Source organism: Bacillus sp. AG4(2022) (genome assembly GCF_031844465.1).
Taxonomy (GTDB): domain Bacteria; phylum Bacillota; class Bacilli; order Bacillales; family Cytobacillaceae; genus Bacillus_AB; species Bacillus_AB infantis.
Map to the genome: position 1 here is coordinate 117,809 of NZ_JAUZVH010000009.1, position 21,440 is coordinate 139,248.

17 protein-coding genes are annotated in these 21,440 nt (G+C 45.7%); 10 read left to right on the forward strand and 7 right to left on the reverse strand.

Annotated features, from left to right (window positions below; genetic code table 11):
* Nucleotides 1-391 precede the first annotated feature (391 nt).
* Both Q9R36_RS21755 and Q9R36_RS21760 read left to right on the forward strand, forming a co-directional pair.
* Complete coding sequence (locus tag Q9R36_RS21755) at nucleotides 392-1,093, forward strand: response regulator transcription factor (protein WP_009795111.1); 702 nt, start codon at nucleotides 392-394, stop codon at nucleotides 1,091-1,093.
* Entirely contained in the window at nucleotides 1,083-2,492 is a 1,410-nt protein-coding gene (locus Q9R36_RS21760) for an ATP-binding protein (protein ID WP_311225861.1), read from the forward strand. Before Q9R36_RS21755 ends, Q9R36_RS21760 begins: the two co-directional genes overlap by 11 nt.
* Nucleotides 2,493-3,194: 702 nt before the next feature.
* On the opposite strand, the gene Q9R36_RS21765 is transcribed toward Q9R36_RS21760, so the two are convergent.
* From Q9R36_RS21765 to Q9R36_RS21775, 3 genes are all read right to left on the reverse strand, one after another.
* Complete coding sequence (locus tag Q9R36_RS21765; RefSeq protein WP_022543546.1) at nucleotides 3,195-4,556, reverse strand: hemolysin family protein; 1,362 nt, start codon at nucleotides 4,554-4,556, stop codon at nucleotides 3,195-3,197.
* A gap of 60 nt (nucleotides 4,557-4,616) precedes the next feature.
* Nucleotides 4,617-5,018: a MerR family transcriptional regulator gene (locus Q9R36_RS21770; protein ID WP_311225871.1), complete on the reverse strand. Its 402-nt coding sequence runs from the start codon at nucleotides 5,016-5,018 to the stop codon at nucleotides 4,617-4,619.
* Nucleotides 5,019-5,508: 490 nt separating this feature from the next.
* Nucleotides 5,509-5,676, reverse strand: coding sequence for a YwzD family small protein (locus tag Q9R36_RS21775; protein ID WP_187445529.1), 168 nt, complete (start codon nucleotides 5,674-5,676; stop codon nucleotides 5,509-5,511).
* Nucleotides 5,677-5,873: 197 nt separating this feature from the next.
* On the opposite strand from Q9R36_RS21775, the gene Q9R36_RS21780 reads away from it, so the two are divergent.
* Nucleotides 5,874-6,911, forward strand: coding sequence for an STAS domain-containing protein (locus Q9R36_RS21780; protein WP_101551026.1), 1,038 nt, complete (start codon nucleotides 5,874-5,876; stop codon nucleotides 6,909-6,911).
* 41 nt (nucleotides 6,912-6,952) lie between these two features.
* Here Q9R36_RS21780 and Q9R36_RS21785 read toward each other — a convergent pair whose 3' ends face one another.
* Together Q9R36_RS21785 and Q9R36_RS21790 are read right to left on the reverse strand one after the other, a co-directional pair.
* Complete coding sequence (locus Q9R36_RS21785; protein WP_101551024.1) at nucleotides 6,953-7,495, reverse strand: GNAT family N-acetyltransferase; 543 nt, start codon at nucleotides 7,493-7,495, stop codon at nucleotides 6,953-6,955.
* A 100-nt stretch (nucleotides 7,496-7,595) separates the two neighbouring features.
* The gene (locus tag Q9R36_RS21790) at nucleotides 7,596-8,747 is read right to left on the reverse strand and encodes a histidine kinase N-terminal domain-containing protein (RefSeq protein WP_009795121.1); all 1,152 of its coding nucleotides are present in this window, start codon (nucleotides 8,745-8,747) and stop codon (nucleotides 7,596-7,598) included.
* Nucleotides 8,748-9,073: 326 nt separating this feature from the next.
* On the opposite strand from Q9R36_RS21790, the gene Q9R36_RS21795 reads away from it, so the two are divergent.
* Nucleotides 9,074-9,541 (forward strand): helix-turn-helix transcriptional regulator, encoded by a 468-nt coding sequence (locus Q9R36_RS21795; protein WP_035403123.1) that lies wholly within the window; start codon nucleotides 9,074-9,076, stop codon nucleotides 9,539-9,541.
* 83 nt (nucleotides 9,542-9,624) lie between these two features.
* On the opposite strand, the gene Q9R36_RS21800 is transcribed toward Q9R36_RS21795, so the two are convergent.
* Nucleotides 9,625-10,140: a universal stress protein gene (locus Q9R36_RS21800; protein ID WP_022543549.1), complete on the reverse strand. Its 516-nt coding sequence runs from the start codon at nucleotides 10,138-10,140 to the stop codon at nucleotides 9,625-9,627.
* A gap of 266 nt (nucleotides 10,141-10,406) precedes the next feature.
* Between Q9R36_RS21800 and Q9R36_RS21805 the strand changes: the two genes are divergently transcribed.
* Nucleotides 10,407-12,497: a transglycosylase domain-containing protein gene (locus Q9R36_RS21805; protein ID WP_253616502.1), complete on the forward strand. Its 2,091-nt coding sequence runs from the start codon at nucleotides 10,407-10,409 to the stop codon at nucleotides 12,495-12,497.
* 135 nt (nucleotides 12,498-12,632) lie between these two features.
* Here the strand turns inward: Q9R36_RS21805 and Q9R36_RS21810 are convergent, their stop codons facing one another.
* Nucleotides 12,633-12,944 carry an HPr family phosphocarrier protein gene (locus Q9R36_RS21810; RefSeq protein WP_009795126.1) on the reverse strand — a complete coding sequence of 104 codons (312 nt, stop codon included), beginning with the start codon at nucleotides 12,942-12,944 and terminating at the stop codon, nucleotides 12,633-12,635.
* 245 nt (nucleotides 12,945-13,189) lie between these two features.
* Here Q9R36_RS21810 and iadA point away from each other — a divergent pair, with 245 nt between their 5' ends.
* The 5 genes from iadA to Q9R36_RS21835 all read left to right on the forward strand — a co-directional run bounded on the left by iadA (nucleotide 13,190) and on the right by Q9R36_RS21835 (nucleotide 21,265).
* Entirely contained in the window at nucleotides 13,190-14,362 is a 1,173-nt protein-coding gene (iadA, locus tag Q9R36_RS21815; RefSeq protein ID WP_022543551.1) for a beta-aspartyl-peptidase, read from the forward strand.
* A gap of 199 nt (nucleotides 14,363-14,561) precedes the next feature.
* Complete coding sequence (locus Q9R36_RS21820) at nucleotides 14,562-16,502, forward strand: PTS mannitol transporter subunit IICBA (RefSeq protein WP_009795128.1); 1,941 nt, start codon at nucleotides 14,562-14,564, stop codon at nucleotides 16,500-16,502.
* A 95-nt stretch (nucleotides 16,503-16,597) separates the two neighbouring features.
* Complete coding sequence (locus Q9R36_RS21825) at nucleotides 16,598-18,676, forward strand: BglG family transcription antiterminator (protein WP_009795129.1); 2,079 nt, start codon at nucleotides 16,598-16,600, stop codon at nucleotides 18,674-18,676.
* Nucleotides 18,677-18,681: 5 nt separating this feature from the next.
* Nucleotides 18,682-19,824 carry a mannitol-1-phosphate 5-dehydrogenase gene (locus Q9R36_RS21830; protein WP_148950883.1) on the forward strand — a complete coding sequence of 381 codons (1,143 nt, stop codon included), beginning with the start codon at nucleotides 18,682-18,684 and terminating at the stop codon, nucleotides 19,822-19,824.
* A 163-nt stretch (nucleotides 19,825-19,987) separates the two neighbouring features.
* Complete coding sequence (locus tag Q9R36_RS21835) at nucleotides 19,988-21,265, forward strand: MFS transporter (RefSeq protein ID WP_009795131.1); 1,278 nt, start codon at nucleotides 19,988-19,990, stop codon at nucleotides 21,263-21,265.
* The last annotated feature ends 175 nt before the right edge of the window (nucleotides 21,266-21,440 follow it).

A 21,440-nucleotide genomic window follows, 5' to 3' on the forward strand; every position in this document is an offset into this window, starting at 1 on the left:
ATAAAGGAAACAAATAAAAGTATTGAAAGTCTGGGTTCTTAATGTTAATCAGTGTAACATATTTCTGTTCTTAATGCGGGATGCAGGATTTTACAGCAATACATTTATTTTATCTAATTGGCGAAGCTGGAAACAACTCTGATACATTCTCCAGGTGTGGCTCTCCTGCACCATAATGGAAGGCGAAAGATTCCACACGGGCTGAGGAATTGGATATGGAGAATTTTTTGGTTTAATATGAGTATAAAAGCCCGGAAGTACAGGGAGGATGTCCAGCATTGAAAGCATCCTGATTTCTATCGTTTTATCAGAGATTCGGCTGCAGTCTGTACTGATGTGCTGCAGAGTCTCATTATATTAACGGGCGGTTGTCCGGGGATGGTGTTTGAAGATGAAAATATTGGTAGTTGAAGATAATGAAAGTGTCTGCTCGATGCTTGAAATGTTTTTTATGAAAGAAGGCTATACAGGCAGGTTTGTCCACAGCGGCCAGGAGGGCTTTGATGCATTCAATAAAGAATCATGGGATCTTGTCATCGTCGATTGGATGCTGCCTGTCATGGATGGTGTTACACTCTGCCGGAAAATCAGGGAATTGAGCACAGTCCCCATTATCATGCTGACAGCGAAAGACAGTGAATCAGACCAGGTGCTCGGCCTTGAGATGGGAGCGGATGACTATGTGACAAAGCCATTCAGTCCGCTTGCCCTTATGGCCAGGATCAAGGCTGTTACAAGAAGATATCAGGCTGATTCCTCCAAGCAGGAAGAAGCAAACTATATCTCAAGCCAGTTTTTCAAAATCAGCAAGGATACGAGAGAAGTGCTCTACAAAGGCCAGCCTTTGAATAATCTTACGCCAAAGGAATTTGACCTGCTTTATTATTTTGTCAAAAACCCGCGGCAGGTTTTTTCCAGGGAGCAGCTCCTCGACCGGGTATGGGGATATCAATTTTATGGGGATGAAAGGACAGTCGATGTGCATATCAAGCGCCTGCGCAAAAAAATCGGCACCACATCCCAGCCGTTCATCCATACGGTATGGGGAATAGGCTATAAATTTGATGAATCGGAGGCCGCAGGTGAAAATTAAATATTTCTATCAGCTTCTGATCAGCCATATCAGCATCCTGATCATGGCTTTCCTGTTATTGAGCCTGCTTTTTACCCAGTTCGTCCAAAATTATGTTTTTCAAAACAAGACGGAGGAGCTGAATGCATATGGCGAACAGGTGCTGAAGGAGCTTTCTGTCAGGCCGGTGGGCAATGAGCGGTTTCTGGAAGAGTACAGTCAGCTGCTGAGGGCGCGCAATATCAATTATTATCTATTTGATGCAAATTACGGTGTCATCTATCCCCAGACGAGGGGGCTCAGTTTATTATTCACAGAAGAGGAGCGGCAAAGGCTTGCCGGCGGTCATTCAATCTCAATCAAGCATGATATCAAACGCTTTGAGCAGGAAGTGACCCTTGTAGCTATACCATATATGCATGACGGCAGAATGACAGGGGGGATTCTCCTCATGTCGCCGATTAGCGGTGCACTCCAGATGGCCAGCCAGCTGAATAAATTCCTGCTGTATACCATTGTCATCAGTCTGACCGCGACAATCCTCCTCAGCTGGGTGCTGTCCAAAAATCTCCTCAAACGCATTAAAGAATTGAGGAACGCGACCTCGATGATTTCCAAGGGGGACTATAATGTTAATATCAAAAACACCCAGTTTGATGAAATAGGGGAGCTTGCAGAAGATTTCAACCATATGGCCGCAAAGCTCAGATCATCCAATGAAGAAATCGAACGGCTTGAAAACAGGCGGAGAACGTTCATTGCAGATGTATCACATGAAATGCGGACGCCTCTCACGACCATCAGCGGCATGGCAGAAGGCCTGAAGAACAATCTCATACCTGAGCAGGAAAAGCAAAAGGGCATGGATTTGATTGACCGTGAAGCGAGAAGGCTGATCAGGCTTGTGAATGAGAATCTTGATTATGAGAAGATCCGCTCCAACCAGATCAAGCTGGACATCGGCAATATCCAGGTACTGGATCTGTTTGAAGTAGTCAAGGAGCAGCTTGATATCCAGGCTGAAGAAAAAGGGATTGAAATCGTGCTTGATGCAGATGAGGAGCTATATGTAAAAGCAGATTATGATCGCATCATCCAAATCATCATCAACATTGTCAAGAACAGCATCCAATTCACCGATGGGGGAACTGTATGGCTGAGAGGGCGGAAAGGGAATGAAGAAACTGTCATTGAGATAGAAGACACTGGGATCGGCATCGATCCAGGGGAAATTGAATCGATCTGGCACCGCTTCTATAAAGCCGATCTGTCAAGGACAAGCAGCACCTTCGGAGAATTCGGGATCGGCCTTTCCATCGTCAAACAGCTCGTCCAGCTTCATAATGGGGAGATTGAGGTAGAAAGCGAAAGAAATCAAGGGACACTCTTTAGGATCAGTTTTCGAAATGAAGTGGTGTGACGTTGACTCCGCGAAGGGTGATAGTGGGCATATTTTGCTGCGGCTTGCATCCGGGAGTCCGGCTGGGGAACAGGAACAGTCGAAGGGAAGCTAAGTCATGCATCCGAGAGACCAGCTGGGATACATGACAAGTTGAAAAAAAGCCCAGTCATGTGCGAGAGCCCGTCTGGGATACATGAGTGGTCGAAAAAAAGCCCAGTCATGTATGCGAAAGTCCAGCTGGGATACATGACCAGCCGGAAAAAAGCCCAGTTATGTATGCGGGAGCCCGTCTGTGGTACATGACAAGTTGAAAAAAAGCCCAGTCATGTATGCGAGAGTCCAGCTGGGATACATGATCAGCCGGAAAAGAGCCCAGTTATGTATGCGGGAGCCCGTCTGTGGTACATGACAAGTTGAAAAAAAGCCCAGTCATGTATGCGAGAGCCCGTCTGGGGTACATGACAAGTTTAAAAAAAGCCCAGTCATGTATGTGAGAGTCCAGCTGGGATACATGATCAGCCATAAAAACCCCAGTCATGTATGTGAAAGACCAGCTGGGATACATGAACAGCCGAAAAAAAGCCTGGGTCATGATCGAGAGACCGGTGGGATACATACCCAGGCAAAAGAAAAGCCAGCTGTGCTCACGTGACCAGCCTTTTTCACAATTTCCCAATAAACCAAACAAAAAACCTTTCCCGCATTGGGAAAGGTTTTTTTCTAGGAAAGGACCTCCGACTTAGCCAGCATAATCTGCTCAGTCTGCTGTTCGACCGGCTCAGCCTGTTCCTGGAGTTTCTTTACTTCGATATACTTGATATGATGTTCTTCCATTTCAAGGATGGTGAAGTCATAGGAGTCAAAATGGATCGTATCGCCCTGCTTCGCTTCATAGTTCTCTGTCAGGATCCATCCGCCCATTGTGTCCACATCTTCATCATTAATTTCTAGTCCAAGGAGATCGTTCACTTCACTCACAAGAACTTTGGAATCAAAGATGAAATGCCCTTCATCCATTTTCCGGACCATGGGGACCTCATCATTGTCAAATTCATCGCGGATGTCGCCGACGATTTCTTCTATTATATCTTCGACGGTCACGAGGCCTGAAGTCCCGCCGTATTCATCCATCAGTATGGCCATATGGATCCGGTCTTTCTGCATTTTCACCAGAAGGTCATGAATCGGAATCGTATCGATGACCCGGATAATCGGCCGTGTATATGCTTCAAGCGTCTTGGAGGTTATTTCCCGGTCTTTGATGAAGTCAGTGATGATTTCCTTTATGTTGACCATCCCGATAATATGGTCTTTATCTCCATCGATAATCGGATACCTTGTGAACTTTTCGTCATGGACGAGCTGCAGGAAGGTTTCGAGCGTATCATCCTTGGCAAGCGAAACGATTTCCGTCCGCGGGACCATGATTTCCTTGGCAATCCTGTTATCAAACTCGAATATCTTGTTTACATACTTAAACTCAGACTGGTTGATTTCACCACTTTTATAGCTTTCGGATAAAATGATGCGCAGCTCCTCTTCAGAATGTGCCAGGTCATGCTCGGAAGCCGGCTTTAATCCAAAGAAGCCAGTGATTAAGCGTGCAGAGCCATTCAGCGCCCAGATGAAAGGGTACATGATTCTGTAGAAACCGATCAGCGGACGGGAAAATGCAAGCGTAATCCATTCAGCTTTTTGAATAGCGAGAGTCTTTGGCGCAAGTTCCCCGATCACAACGTGGAGGAACGTGATGAAGCCAAAAGCAATAGAAAAAGAAAGTATATGTGATACAGATTCCGGGATGCTGAGGTTCGTCAGCACCGGCCTTAAAATATGCTCGACTGTTGGTTCCCCGAGCCACCCAATTCCCAGCGCGGTCACGGTAATGCCAAGCTGGCAGGCGGACAGATAGCCATCCAGGTTTGTAATCACTTTCTTTGCAGCAAGTGCAGAACTGCTGCCTTCTTCTATAAGCTGGTCAATCCTTGAGCTTCTCACCCTGATGATCGCAAATTCCGAAGCGACAAAAAATGCCGTAAAAGCAATTAAAATGGCTATAATAACCAAGTTTAATATGTCCAATAAGTTTCCTTATCCCGCGTGAACGAGTAAGGAGTCACCTCCTGATAATACAAAAATATTTTAGCTTGTTAAGGTTTTAAGAGACTGGATCAAAGCCAACCCTTCCGTACTCAGCTTTTTGGAGATGTTGTTTTTTTCTTCCCCGTCCAGCTTTTGAATGAGCGGAAGGAGGGAGGAAATCTCTGTATGAAGGTGCCTTATCTGCTGTGCAACATCAAGAATCTGCTTCTCGACGGTCCCTGATGCCGCTTTCCCATCTTTCTTCAATTCCAGCTTTCTCTTAATCTCTTCAAGCGGGATGTGCAGTTTTTTGCATTCTTCAATGAATGTAAGGTCAAGGAGCACATCTTCAGAATAAAGCCTGTAATTCGATTTCGATCTTTCAGCCTTTATCAGGCCCAATGCAGTATAATAGTCAATCGTTCTTTTTGATACATTTGCAATCGCTGCTAGTTCACCAATGCGATAGAATGCCCCATCTTATCACCTCGGTATCAGATTTAAATTCTTCATTATGATGGTTTGGCTGTTCAAAAAACAAGATGTATATTTTCATAAAATTAACCATAATTATACGGTAACTTAAACCGTACAGTCAAACGTTGCGGTTGAAATGGAGTGATTACTCTTATTTTATGAGAATATATACAGCTTATGAACAATTATGAATCAATTTATCGGAAAATACAAAAAATTACACCGTAAATTCTCCGGTTTTTTTGTTCCAAAGGCTCGTTAGTCTTCTGTGCTGATTCGGGCCCATTCAGCGGCAGTTCTTAAAAAGAAGGACATCCTGGGAAGCCGCTTGTCTTGTATCAAAGTGAGTATATTCCTAATAAAATCCCGGCTTTATGGCAAAGCCTTTTGCAGAGGGATAAACCATGTGGAAGAGCTTGAAATTTCCAATGAAAAAACAGGCTGCGGATGTTTCCGGCAGCCTGTCCTCCATGATCTATTTTTGCTGGCGCTGAATGACCGGCTGCAGCTGGATCCTCAAGTCTGCCAGCAGGTCGTTCACTGTCAGCTCAGCCTCGCTTTGGCCTTTATCAAAGGCATGCTTAAGCACATCGGCAAAGCCGGGTAATTCTTCCTGTATCATCCGGATATTTTTATCATTCATTATTTTCATGCACCTTTTCTATGGATTTCTCTTTTATTTCCCGCCTGCAGCAAAGGTTAAACTGCTATTCCCTGCAGAAAATTAGACATCGTCCCATTTAAAGTATAAATTTATAGTATAGGAAATGGCAGAAACCAGGATAGTAAGAAATAATCTCTGACTATTCTTGATATGTATTAAAGATAAGGGGTAGAGCAATGAAGTTAAATGAACTGCCGGACAGCAAACCTTCTATTAATGTACATGGCCTCGATTTCCAGTGGGATTTCAATAATGGCCAGTTCATCTTTGAAGGGGAAGACGCCGTATTATTTTGGATCAATTCAGCGATGAAGACTTTCTTTGACACCATTGAGGAAATTTCCGGTGAAGAAGCAGCCAGCGTGGTGCTGGAGACAACAGGCTACCGGATGGGACAGGTGGTCGGAGAGTATTTCGAAAAACTTAAAACTGTATCTGTTGAAGATGCAACAAAGCTGATTCCCAACACCTACGCGTCTGCTGGCTGGGGAAAAACCGTTGTAACAGAGCTTGATGAAGAGGCAAAAACAGTTACGGTGCAATTGCAGGATACGTGGGAACATAAAATCAATCTTGCCCAAAATAAAAAAACGGGCGGAACCTTCCTGCCTGCCCATTATGCCGGGATTTTTACCGGGCTGTTTGGGGAGAATATCTGGTATGAAGTAGCAGCCAGCCAGATAGAAGGCCATGACTATACCGAAGTCAAGTATTTTCCTTCTGATGTAACGGTGTCCCACAACATCCATGAGCTTTCCAGAAGGAAAGAGTCCGAGCAAATACGGAGTCTTGAGGAACTTGTCGCAGAACAGACGATGGAGCTGCATGACCTGGTCAGGCAGCTGTCTTCCCCAATCATTCCGGTTTTGGAAGGCATTGTGGTTGTACCGCTGATCGGAAAATATGATGAGAGCCGTTCAGAAGATCTGCTGACAAAGACCTTGAACAACTTGCCTAAATACCAGGCTAAATATCTTGTCCTCGATCTGACCGGACTTGATAATGATATCAGCAATTTTACAGGTGATTTCATTCATAAGCTTGGATCTGCCGCATCACTCATCGGCACAGATACCATCCTTGTCGGCATATCAGCTGAACTGGGAGTGGCCATCACTCAGTCCGGCATCAAGCTTTCGAAATATGATTGCTTCCAGACCCTTCAGCACGGCATCTATTTTGCGCTGTCCCAGATAGGCCGGAGGATTATTTGATAATGGAAAAAGCCAGCATTGCTGGCTTTTTGTTTTGCCGATTAATATTTCCATTCTTCCGCTAGAAGCCCGTAAACCACCAGATCGTGGTAATGCCCATTAAGGAACTCTCCCTGCCTGATGATTCCCTCCTGTGTGAACCCCAGCCGCTCAGGGACAGCCCTGCTCTTATGGTTCCTGATCCCGCATCTGATCTCAATCCGGTTCAAACGCAGGTCATTAAAAGCATAATTGATCATTGCCTGGACTGTCCTTGTCATGATTCCTTTTCCCTGAAATCCTTCGGCCAGATAATAGCCTATGCTCATTTGCCTGCTTGCCCAGTCAATTTGGTGGATGCCGGCGGCTCCTGCCAGTATCCCCTTATACCTTATACCAGTGTTGAAGCCATTGTTTTCGGCAAATTGCTTCAGCCACAAAGGGATGATGCTGTGATATTGCATGGGAGAGGTCATGCTGTCTACCCAGGGAAGCCATTCCCTTAGATGGTTCCTGCTGCCGTCCACCAAACCATAAAGCTCGTCGGCATGATGCAGCTGAAACAGCTGAAGCCGGATTTCATTATCAACTTCTAGTGTAAACAAATCTTCGCCCCCTCTTTTTCTAAAGTTTGAATTATCCGGTAGCATTGCCTGACAATCCAATCATACACAGGAAAGCGGAGCAGCGTAAATTTTCTTTCATTTATTCGCAGCCGGAATCTGCTGCTCTTTCGCCGGTATGCAGAGGCAGAGTCATGCTGAAAATGGTTTTATCATAGTCTGATTCACAGGAAAGGAAGCCTTTATGCTTTTCAATGATTTCCCGGCAGACAAAAAGTCCCAGCCCGGTTCCCAGTTTTTTGGTCGTAACAAAAGGTTCAAAAATGGAACTTAGCAGATGCTCAGGTATTTGCGGGCCATTATTTCTGATTTCGAGCCGTACATAAGAGTCTGAAGTCATGAATGAGATAATTTCAATGAGCGGATCTTCCCTATAGGGGTTCAAGACATCGATGGCATTAAAGATGATATTGATAAGCACCTGGCGGATTTCATCTTCATAGCCGCAAAGATGGGTGCTCTCATCGACTTCCTTTATAATACGGACTTTGGCATCCAATATGCTTGGATACAGGAAAATCAGTACCTCTTCAACCAAACTGTTCAGGTTGAAGGTAGTTTTTTCCTTTCCGATAAGCTCCTTCTTGGATAATAGCAGGAATTGCGAGATACGGAAATTGAGCTGTTCAAGCTCATTTGAAATGATATCTAAATAATTCATGGGAGGGTTTTCAGCTTTAAGCAATTGAACAAAACCCTGAATGGAAGTCAGCGGATTCCTGAATTCATGTATAAAGCTGGATGTCATTTGTCCCAGAAGAGTAAGGCGGTCTTTATGGGTTGAATTGATGAATTCCGTTTTTTCATCAATGATCTTATTCTTGGCATCTGTATAATGGCTGACAGCATAATAAAGAAATTTGTCAAAACATACATTGATCCTGTCAATCCATTTCTGCAGATCATCCCAGTGGACGTCAACCCGGTTGAGATTTTTATAGATGATGGAACGGCCCATATTTACATTGTAGACAAATTCGCCAATGTTGATATTGGCCTTTACACGCTGAGAGGCAATTTTGATGGCGAGCTGCTGAAGATAGACATCCAGATCCTGTTCTGACTTGGACAAACTGGTCAAGATCAGGCTGAACATGGCTTCACCGTTTTCTCTTATATAATCTTTGAAAGGATCTGTCTCTGTTAAGACAATCTCTTTATTCCATTGCTCCAGAAGAATATGCTTCTCTCTTTCAAGAAAGTCAAGCAGCTTTTGATTTGATAGTGATAACATTTTACCCTCCGCCTATCTTTTTGACTATTAACCTTGCTGTATTAACATTCGCCTATAATGGGATAAATCCTCCGGAATTTTCTTGGGAATTTACAGAAATTTATCGAAAGATCGGGGATTGGATGACAAAGTGTAAAATTATGATAGTTTATGTAAAATACTGGATGGCTGGTGTGTCCTATTAAAAAAGCCTCAGTTTAATCTGAATGGTGAAGGGCATAAAAAAGTACAGGCATTTATCAAATTCATAAATATAAAAGTTATACCTGCTTTTATAATGTGTTAGAATTGGTGTAATATTACACTTGAAAAGGGTGGCGCGAATATTGACACGAGAAGAGATTATCATGAAGGTTTCAGAAAAGCTCCGCCTTATTCGTACAGAGGCAGGATATACCCAGGATAAGATGGCGGAAATTATCGGGATCTCCAAAAAAACACTTGTTCAGATTGAAAAGGGCAGAGCTTATGCGGGCTGGTCCACAGTAGTGGCTGTCTGTGCCCTGTTCCGTGAAACCGAAACCGTGCAATTTCTATTTGGAAACGAACCGCTTGAAGTGCTTGAAACCATTGCAAGGGAAGGTATTGATTATCGTAAAGAAAAAACCCTTGGAGGCAAAATATGGTGGAGAGAGGTCGAAAAAAGAGGCAGATTTATGCTTCAGCAGAATATCATCAGCCAGCATTTCCGGATTATAGATGAAGACCTGTACAGAGTCTACAGCAGTTTTGATGAAGAAGAGTCAAAAGAGCGTTTTTTCGAGATTGCAAGAGGGGCAGATGCGGACAAGTAACCCTGACTGTGCCTGTGAATGGAGAGAGAAAGAAACGCTAAGATACTGGGTATCTTAGCGTTTTTTGTATGAGCCGGAAATGATTATTTCGCAATCAGCACAGGGCACGGAGCCTGTTTGGCGATGTTGCTGCTGACGCTTCCCAGGAACATCCGCTTCAGCCCGCCTTTGCCGGAGTTTCCGACAATGATCAGATCGGCTCCTTCTGCCGAAGCGTAATCACAGATGCTTTCTGCAGGGCTGCCGTCAAGAGAATCATATTTTGCCTGGATATTATGGGGTTCAAGCTCCTGTTTGGCTTTATAGAATGCGTCATCCACGCTGTTTGAGATAATGGCGTGTGTTGGCGGGTTGGGATCATCATGCCTGATCGACATAGGCGGAATCTGGATCCCTTCCAGCATATATCCGTTTGTTCTTACCGGCTCCACTCTCTTTTCATTATCAGTCATTACGTTTTCTACCTTTTCATCATAGACATTTGCAACCAGTACATGTGCCTCCGGGTTTCCTTTTGCCATCTGAACGGCAAGCTGCAGTGCCTTATTGCTGCCTTCGGTATCATCATAGCCGACTACAATCCGATTGAATTGGTTCATTGTCATCATCCTTTCTTAATAGGAGAGTTGTGATTATTTTCTATTTACCCATATTTCCGATAAAAGAATCCTGCCTGTTTGAGCGGCATCAAAATTTTGTACCCCTATAAAAGGGGGAACACTTTCGGATTATATAAAAGTGCCCAAACTGCTAATAAGGATAATTATGGTTTATATCCCATAATTTTTGAGTAAAAGTCTTTAAGAAAATTGTTTACAGTATGATAAGAAGTCACCAAGACAGTTTCAATAAAGGTTGTGATTAAATGAGCAATACAAGAGAAGGCAGAAACAAACAAAATCGAATCTATAGACTAAAACGGATTTTACAAATCGTCCTTTTATTTTCTTCTACATCGATCCTCGGCTTCCTTAGTTTCTTTTACTTTCAAGGCAAGGACGCGGATATCAGCAATCTGGAGGACGGGATGTCACAGCCCACGGTCATTTACGATTACAGCGGGGAAGAGGCAAGCAAAATTTCAGCAAGCAAAAATGAAGGCCTCCGTGCCGACCAGATCCCTGACAGCCTGAAAAATGCCGTGGTCGCAATAGAAGATAAAAGATTTTATGAACATAGCGGCATTGACTACAAAGGCATTATGAGAGCGCTGTTCACTAATATCAAAGCTGGCGGTGTGGTCGAAGGCGGGAGCACCATTACACAGCAGCTGACGAAGAATGCGCTGCTCACCCATGAAAAAACATACAAGCGGAAGATGGAAGAGTTTTTCCTGGCAAGGGAAATAGATAAGAAATATTCAAAGGAAGAAATCCTTCAGATGTATTTGAATCAGATTTATTTCGGGGAAGGGGCATGGGGGGTCAAAAATGCTGCCCTTAAATACTTTGGCAAAGATGCCGAAGATCTGACCATAAGCGAGTCGGCTATTCTGGCGGGAATCATCAAGGCCCCCTCTGCCCTGAATCCAATCGGCCATCCTGAAGAGGCGGTAGAACGGCGGGATACGGTCCTGCTTCAAATGAAGGAGCAGAACTATATTTCTGCCAGTGAATTTGAACAAGCCAAAGCAGAGCCGCTTGCTCTCAATGACAGGGGCGGCGATCCACTGAAAGGAAAGTTCCCTTATTATGTTGATCATGTTCTGGATGAAGCAATCGAATTATATGGACTGACACAGGATGAATTATTGACAGAGGGATACAGGATCTATACTGAACTTGATCCGGAAATGCAGGCAGCCGCAGAAGAAATCTACCAAAGAGATGATCTTTTCCCGCAAGGAAAAGAAGATCAGATCGTCCAGAGCGGAGCTGTGCTGGTGGATCCTGAATCAGGCGGTGTCCGTGCTTTGGTCGGCGGACGCGGCGAGCATGTCTTCAGGGGCTTCAACCGGGCCACCCAGCTGAAGCGCCAGCCCGGCTCAGCTATGAAGCCTTTGGCTGCTTATGCGCCGGCTCTGGAAGAGGGATGGAAGGCAACAGACCAGGTAAAAGATGAGAAAATGAGCTTCGGCGGCTATGAACCAGGCAATTATAATGGACAGTACCGCGGGCAGGTGCCAATGTACGAGGCCGTCAAAGATTCGCTTAATCTTCCGGCGGTATGGATACTTAATGAAATCGGCATTGAAGCGGGGATTGAAGCATCCAAGCGGTTTGGAATCCCTCTGGAGGAGAGCGACAGAGATCTTGGGATTGCTCTTGGGGGATTGTCATCAGGTGTGTCTCCGCTGGAGATGGCCGGTGCTTATGCGGCATTTGCCAATGACGGTGTAAGGGAAGAGGCCCATGCAATCATAAAGATCGAAGATGCCCAAGGAAATGTAATAGCCGAACGGGAAGAAAAGTCTGTGCAGGCAGTTTCTAAAGAAGCAGCAGAACAAATGACAACCATGCTTCTGGGGGTAGTGGAGCAGGGAACCGGGAAGGCAGCAGGCATTCCTGGAAGGGAGACGGCCGGGAAGACAGGCTCGACCCAGGTGCCGATAGAGGGGATAGATGGCGTAAAGGACCAATGGTTCACCGGCTATACACCTCAGCTTGCCGGTGCTGTATGGGTCGGTTATGACCATACAGATGAAAACCACTATTTAACAACGACAAGCAGTGAAGGCGCGGCCCCGATCTTCCGGGAGCTGATGGCGGCTGCTCTTGAAGGGCAGGATGCTGAATCCTTCAATGTTCCGCATATCTCTTATTATATTGAACAAAAAGAGAAAGAAGAAAGATGGAAGAGGGCCAGAGAATGGGAGGAGAATTTAAGGAAGGAAGCCGAGAAGTGGCAGGAAAAGCTGCGTGAAGAAAAAGGGAAATGGGAAGACCGCTTAAAGGGCAGGGATAAGGAAAAAGAGAAAGAGAAAGAGAAAGAGAAAGAGAAAAAGCATGAAGATTAAAATAAAAAAGAGCCGGTCGGCTCTTTTTTTTGCTGTCGTTAGAACAGCCAGCTTACAAGTGCGCCAATCACAACGATGGCGCCGATTATCATAAGAATCGTCCGGATCATTATAGGTTCACTGCCTTTCTGGGAATTAAACGGTTTCCGTCATTAATGGCTGGTCAGCCTTTTTGAATGCAGATACACGGTTTGCGCAAGTTTCCTTGATTTTAGCGAGATGCTTCCTTGCCTGCACCCCTTCGACAATCACTTTAATGGATGTATTCGCCTTTTGGGTCAGCAGGAAGGAAACCAGCTTTGGCATATTGGAAGCATCAACAGACTTCTGATTGCAATAGATGATTGTGTTGCCTTTATATTGCTTAGCGGCCTGATAGATTTCAAGCATATCTTTCATTGTAAAATGTCTATCCAGGTTAATGTTTGTAGAGATGATTTCTTTCATAATGGTTCAGTTCTCCTTTATAGTATATTTATAGTTTTTGTTTGTTTTTTTATCGTTTATTGTTACTTGAGATTTACCCCGGCTCCCGAAGTCTAAACATGTCAAAATGATGACAGGGCTTCTCTATTTTTCCAGTAGAAGCTGCTGGATAAGGCATAAGATTTGCCGGCTGGTGAAGTCAGGTTTAAGATAAATGCATAATCATTCTGAATAATGAGGCATTTATCACAGAGGGGGACAATAGGTTGCTGACTCTCATCAGAAACGGGAATGTATATGCACCTGATCATATAGGAAAGAAAGATATACTGCTTACAGGGAATAAGATTGGCTATATAAAGGATCATATCGATCTGCCTGAAGGCTTTGCAGATATCAGGATAATAGAGGCAGAGGGAAAGCTGGTAGTACCCGGCTTCATTGATGCCCACGTCCATATCATAGGTGGTGGCGGCGAGGGCGGCTACCGGACAAGGACTCCTGAGCTGCAGCTGACCGATGCCACTCTGGCAGGCATTACCACCATTGTGGGCGTAATCGGAACAGATGGTACCACCAGGACGATGCCCAGCCTGATTGCCAAAGCAAGGGCGCTGGAGGAAGAAGGAATCACCTGCTATGCCCAGACAGGATCCTATCAGGTGCCGGTAAAGACACTCACTGGGAAAATTGAAGATGATATCATCCTGATTGATAAAATAATCGGGGCAGGAGAAATTGCCATCAGCGATCACCGTTCTTCCCAGCCTACCGTAGAGGAGCTCGCCAAAATAGCATCTGCAGCCCGGATCGGGGGAATGCTTTCAGGCAAAGCCGGAATCGTCAACATCCATGTTGGCGACAGCTATGATCATTTGAAGCTGATTGAAGATGTGGTGGAACAGACTGATATTCCGCTTCGCCAATTTTACCCGACACATATCAACCGCAATCCCCACCTCTTTGAAGAGGGCATCCGATATGCCAAAAGGGGGGGCTATGTTGATTTTACAACCAGCTCCATTCCTAAGTTCCAGGAGGAAGGGGAGGTTAAATGCAGCAGGGGATTGAAAAGGATGCTTGCCGCAGGGGTCGGAATATCACAGATTACTTTTACCTCTGACGCCCAGGGCAGCCTGCCGGATTTTAACGAGGCAGGAGAACTGATCGGCATGAAGGTCGGAAAGATATCCTCTTTATATAGTGAAGTCCGTGACAGCATCCTTCTTGAAGATATCCCGCTTGACCAGGCAATCAGGGTCATAACCAAAAATCCGGCAGACATTTTAAAGCTGCCTCATAAAGGGGCGATTGAAGCAGGCAGGGATGCAGACCTGGTCATGCTGGATCCGGACGATTATCAGATTGATACCGTCATAGCCCTTGGCAGGACCATGGTAGAAGGCGGACAGGCTATTGTCAAAGGAACTTTTGAATAAACCTGTAAAGAGCAGACTGAAGATTTTCATTCAGTCTGCTTTTTCTGCTGCAAGCTGTAAGAATAACTGGCCTTTTTTGAGAAACAATAGGTTTGTCACAATGGTGTGCGACAAAGTTAGTTTTCTTCTTCGTTGAACCCTGCCTCCCTGTCATTTACCATAGATAAGTAAATACTATAAATAGAAGGGAAGAGTGCAAATGGCTCAGCCTAATATAAAAATAGCTGTACAAAAATTCGGTAACTTCCTGAGCTCCATGGTCATGCCGAATATCGGTGCGTTTATCGCCTGGGGCCTGATAACTGCACTATTCATACCATCCGGGTTCTGGCCAAATGAAAGCCTTGCCAAAATGGTTGACCCAATGATTACTTATCTTCTTCCGCTGCTGATTGGTTATACAGGCGGAAAATTGATCCATGACCAGCGCGGAGCTGTAGTCGGTGCCATAGCTACTATGGGTGTCATCGTCGGCTCTGATATTCCGATGTTCCTCGGAGCCATGATTGTCGGCCCGATCGCCGGTTATGCAATCAAGCTTTTTGACCGCGCCATTGAAGGTAAGGTCAAGGCAGGCTTTGAAATGCTTGTCAATAACTTCTCTGCCGGAATCATTGGCGGTGTACTCGCGATATTGGCATTTGCGGGTATCGGACCTGCAGTCGATGTATTCACAGGCTGGCTGGTCAGCGGGGTGGAATGGCTTGTAGAAACAAACCTGCTGCCATTAACAAGCATCCTGATTGAACCTGCAAAAATTCTATTCCTTAACAATGCAATCAACCACGGGGTCCTGACTCCGATTGGGACGGAACAGATCAAACAGACAGGCCAGTCCATCCTGCTGCTGCTGGAAGCAAACCCTGGACCTGGTATCGGTGTGCTTCTTGCGTACATCTTCTTCGGAAAAGGAAACGCAAAGCAATCTGCACCCGGAGCTGCACTTATCCATTTCTTTGGGGGAATCCATGAAATTTACTTCCCTTACATCCTGATGCGTCCGCTATTATTCATCGCGGTCATCCTTGGCGGAATGAGCGGTGTGTTCACACTTGTCCTGCTTGGCGGCGGTCTATTCGCACCGGCATCACCGGGAAGCATTCTCGCCATCACGGCAGTGACGCCTCACCATGCGAGTGCCTATATTGCCAACTTTGCTGCTGTCCTTGTAGCCGGTGCTGTTTCGTTCATTGCTTCTGCCTTTATTTTAAAAACAGGCAAGCAGTCAGATGAAAATATTGAAGCCGCAGCACAAAAGATGCAGGAAATGAAAGGGAAGAAAAGCTCAGTTGCTTCTGCATTCACAGCAACAGAAGGCAAGCTTCCTGAAAATGTGAGCAAAATTGTCTTTGCCTGTGATGCCGGAATGGGCTCAAGCGCCATGGGGGCTTCACTTCTCCGCAAAAAAGTGAAGGCTGCCGGCCTTAATGATGTGAATGTAACCAATACGGCAATCAGCAATATTCCTGCTGACGCACAGGTAGTCATTACACAGGAAGAACTGACGCCAAGGGCAAAAAATAAGATCCCTGAAGCCTATCATGTGTCAGTGGATAATTTCCTTTCAAGCCCTGAATACGATAATCTGATCAGCAAGCTGAAAGGAACTGCAGAAGAAGAACTGATTGACATCGCTGAAGATGCGGAAGCTGAAGCGATGGGGGAATCGCCTGCAGAAGAACGCAAGGAATCGCCTGCAGCGGAAGCACAGGAAAACAATGATCTGCTGCTGGAAAAATACGTATTCCTGAACCAGAAATTCAATCATAAAGATGAAGCCATCCGTTTTGCCGGAAGAGCGCTTGTCGATGGCGGATATGTCCGTGAAAATTATATTGAAGCCATGATTGAGCGGGATGAAATGACTTCAACTTATATGGGCAATGATGTTGCCATCCCTCACGGCACAGAAGCAGCTAAGCAGGAAGTCATCAAATCCGGGTTCACTGTCATCCAGGTTCCGGAGGGAGTAGACTTTAACGGTGAAAAAGTACGATTGATCTTCGGTATTGCCGGTAAAGATGGCACCCATCTTGAAATATTGTCTTCCATTGCCGTCACTTGCTCGGAGATGGAAAACATCGAAAAAATGGTCCAGGCGAAAACAGCCAAAGAGTTAATGGATATCCTTAACGGGTAAGGACCGGTAAGACATGCAGAAAGGCACAGCTTGTGCCTTTTTGCGCTTTTGTTTTTTGGCGGAAAAGAATCTGTCTGCAGATAGGGCTGATAAAGATGTTTATTACCTCAAGGGAGAAAAGCATCATAGAACTGATCATAAAGACGGCCGGCAAGCATACGGCCCTGACCCTTGCTTCTTACTTAAACGTGAGTGCCAGGACTGTCCACCGGGACCTTGCATCTGTTGCAAAGGTTCTTCGGCAATTCGGGCTTGAGCTTGGGCGGACGCCTGATGAAGGCCTCGTGATTTCCGGGCGGAATGAGGATGTTTTCCGGCTTGTTCAGACAATGGCGGAAACCATTCCGACAGACCAGACTCCCCAGGAAAGGAAGCTGCTGATTCTGTTGGAGCTCCTTAAGGGGGAACCCTTTAAACTTCAGCCGGCAGCAAAGGAAGTCGGCATCAGTGTGACGACCTATACTGCATACCTCGATGAATTGGCTGGCTGGCTTGAAAGCTACCGGCTCTCCGTCAGAAGGAAAAGAGGGGTAGGGGTAGAGCTGTCCGGCAAAGAATCTGATATAAGGAAGGCGCTGGCCGACTATTATTTAATCTATTTTAATGAAGAGCTCATAGAAAGCCTGTTCCTCCTTGATGCAGGAAGCTGGAACAAGCCCAGGGTGCTCTACTATTTTCGGTCAAAGTTCCTTTACGCAGCCGACCGCCTTGCCGGCAGAAGAATCAATAAGGGGCAGTCAAGATTGGCTGACAGCGACTATATCGGCATCCTGGTCCATTTATGCATCTCGCTACAAAGAACAGAAGGCGGCTTTTGCATTGAGGATGACCTCATCGAACCTCCGGACATCAAGGAAGAGGCAAATCTGATTGCCAGCCTGGGCAATGAGCTCGCGGATGAATTTTCCGTCAGCCTTGCTGAACAGGATATCCGTTTTCTTGCTATCGTACTGAAAGGATCCAAATTGCAGGCACCTGATTCCGTCCACTATGACAGTGTGATGATCGGGCAGTCTGTCAAAAATATCATCCAGCATGTGTCTGCCCAGCTGAATGCAGATTTAACAGGAGACTTCTCCCTATTTCAGGGCCTGCTCGCCCATATGGAAACATCTATATTCAGGATCAGGCAGAATATGGGGATGCATAATCCACTGACAGAAGACATCAAGAAGAAATATCCAGCCCTTTTTCTCGCCGTTAAAAACAGCCTTGAACAGGAGTTCCGTGATATATCTTTTCCCGATGATGAGGCAGCATTCATTGCCCTCCACTTCGGATCTGTCCTGCTGCTCAGGGAAGAACAGCTTTCAGTCCATGCACTCATCATCTGCCCGACAGGGATTGGAACCTCCAAAATGCTGGCCAGCAGGATCAAAAAAGAATTGCCGGAAATCCGGTCCGTCGAAATTTCCTCTATCAAGGAAATACAGCAAACAGATCTGAACAGCTACGATATCATTTTTTCAACAGTCAGATTGCCTTACACAGATTTGGAGTACATCCTCGTCAATCCGCTTCTGGAAGAGGAGGATATACTGGCAGCAAAGGGCTTTCTGCAAAAACACATAGGTGAGCTGGCAGCCAGCCGCACCTTTTCGCCCGAAAGCAGTTATCCCAAGCAAAAAGAACGGAGCATCGGTCTAGGGCAAATGCTGTCTGACCTTGGTGATGTTCAAAACAGTATCAAAGAAATCCTCCGCAATTTCAGGTTTTACTTTTTTCCTGAAGCAGCTGACCATGAGGAAGTGGTTTCCCAAATGGTACATAGTGCAAAAGAACAGGGAAGCCTTTCCGAAAGCAGTAAGGTCATCACCCGTTTAAGGGAACGGGAGAAATTGGGCGGACTGGGCATACCGAAAACAGGGCTGGCTCTTTTCCATTGCCGCCATGAAGCAGTAAAAGAGCTGATTTTCCAAGTGTCACGGCTCGGCCGCGCAGTCCAGCTGAAAGGGATGGATGGCAGGATGATGGAGGCGGATAATCTGCTCCTTATGCTTGCGCCTGAAAGCTTAAGCCCAAGACAGCAGGAAATCGTCAGCCTGATCAGCACCAGCCTGATTGAAAATGATGAAGCGATGCTGATATTTTCTTCAGGCAGTGAGGAAGCTATAAAGAAGAGACTGGAAGAAATTTTTCTCGACTATATCCAAAACCAATTGATAAAGGGATGATAACTATGAAAAAAGCAGTACATTTTGGTGCAGGGAATATCGGCCGCGGCTTTATTGGCGCGCTGTTCTCTAAATCAGGGTATCATGTAACTTTTGTTGATATTGCAGAAGAAATCATCAATCTATTGAATGAACAAGGCGAATATAAAGTCAATCTGGCTGCCGAGAACGGTTCATCAGAGAAGATCAGCTCTGTTTCAGGACTTAATAATATGACACAGGAAAGCCAGGTCATTGAAGCCATCGGTGAGGCTGAGTATCTTACAACAGCGATCGGTCCGAATATCCTGCCGCGCATTGCCCCGCTCATTGCCAAGGGCATTGCTGAAAGAGTTAAAAAAACTGATGACAAGCTGTATATCATTGCCTGTGAAAACCAGATTTCAGCTACCGACCTCTTGAAAGGCTATATTCTTGAAAACCTTGATGAGGAAACGGCAGGAAAGCTGGAAGGCCGGGTATTCTTCTTTAATTCAGCTGTAGACCGGATTGTTCCGATCCAGAATAACCAAGGGTCCCTTGATGTGCTGGTTGAGCCTTACTATGAGTGGGTTGTCGAAGCACCAACAGATATACCTGCTGTAGAAGGAATGAAAATCGTTCCTGATCTTGCTCCTTTTATTGAAAGAAAATTATTTACCGTCAATACGGGCCATGCTGTCATCGCCTATCTAGGGTACCTTGCAGGCAAGGAAACCATTGATGAAGCCCTGAAGGATGAAGCTGTCTACAAACAGGCTGAAGCGACGCTGAAGGAAACTGGCGCATATCTTGTAAAGGAATATGGGCTTGATGCTGAAGAGCATGCACAGTATATCAAGAAAATTATCGGCCGTTTCCAGAACGGTTTCCTGAACGACGGTGTAACAAGGGTAGGACGTTCACCGATAAGGAAGCTCGGGCCGAATGACAGGCTTGTCCGTCCTGCAGAACAGGCAATGAAGGCAGGTTTGCCGTTCGAAAATCTTGCCAAGGCCATTGCTGCGGCACTGCATTTCGACTTCCAGGGAGATGAGGAAGCCGTTAAAATCCAGGAGATGCTGAAAGAGCACGGGCCATTATATGTGCTCAATGAAGTCAGCGGCCTGGAGGAAGACAATCTTATTGCCAAAGAAGCTGCCCGCCAGTATGAGCAGATGAAAAAATAATAGTGCTAGAACACTCATGCGCCGTTCCTTGAAGGAACGGCGTTTTTATTTGGCTTAGGGCTCCTCCGCCTCGAGGAGGAGCAAGAAACCATCAGAAGGCGCTTATCCCTTTCCTGAAAACGCATTATGATTAAAGCAATTAACCGGAATCGAGGGAGCTTAAATGAAAAAATTCAAAGAAATCTTCCAGAATAAGAATTATGCCAGATTATTTTTTGCCAACTTTACCTCACAAATGGGAAGCACAATAGGCTTGACTGCTTTCATGTTCTACTTGCTGGATCGTTTTTCAGACCAGCCGGTATATGCCTCGATTACAGAGCTAATGTACAGCCTCCCGACGCTCGCGGTATTTTTCCTTGTCGGGGTTTTTGCAGACAGGATGGACCGGCAGAAGATTGCCTATTATTGTGACTGGATCACTGCTGCACTGTCAGTGGCATTGATCGGGACAATCCTGATAGGCTGGATGCCTTTGATTTTCTTTGTACTGTTCCTCAGGAGCGCTGTGCAGAAGTTCTTTTTCCCTGCCGAGCATGCGATGGTCCAGGGGATATTGAAAGAAGATGACTATACGGCTGCAGCCGGCTTGAACCAGCTGATCATGAGTCTTTTCATGCTGTTCGGGAACGGCCTTGGCATTTTGGCCTACTGGACAGTGGGCGTTTACGGCGCCATCCTGGTAGATGCTGTCACATTCGGGCTCAGTGCCCTTTTGATCAGATCATGCCGCATTGCAGAAGAGGTCCGCCTTCCTAATGGAAAGCACACATTGAAGGACCTCAACCTTAAGCTTGTATTCAGGGATTTCAAAGTGGGGATGCAGTATATTTTGAACAATAAGCTGCTGTCGGCCCTGCTAGCCGGTTTCATCGTTTTCGGTGTTGTGAACGGCGGCTTCAGCGTTATGCCGGTTTTTATGCTGAAATACAGGCTTGCGCCAGAAACATATGAGGAATTATCGGTTGTCATCGGGATGGTTTTCGGAGCAGGCATTCTGCTCGGCAGCTTCATCGCCACCTTGCTTTCCCAGAAAATAAAGCTTTATCAGATGATCATTGCCGGAATCACCATCACAGGGGGCTTTGTGATTGCCGCTTCCTTTGCAGAATCTATTATCCTGTTTATGGTATTGATTTTCCTGACATCCCTCGGCCTGCCTCTTGTAAATATCGCAATCGGCGGATGGATGCCCAGCATCATCGACCCAAAAATGATGGGAAGGGTCCAGGGATGGATCAGCCCGCTGATGATGCTTTCACAGTCAGTCACCCTCGGTTTCATCGCCTACAGCTTCCCGGCGATCCTGAAAGTAGAAATGCTTTATTGGCTTGTAGGAGGATGCCTGATACTGGTCGGCCTGTTTTACACAGCTGTCCTGCCTAAATACAGCCGGACCGAAGAAGAATTGGAAAAGGCGGCAGCTGAAACGGCTATATAATTAATTAGGCTCTTTTCGTAAAGATTGCTGCTTTTAATTATAACAAGAATAATTTACATTTTATGGTGTTGGATAATGAGGGGCTTAATCCTTATTCGGGTGACCAGCAAGCCTTAAAATAAGCGGAGATTCTGCGGTTAGGCTCCTGAAAATAGCAGGGGTGGGTACAAATAAG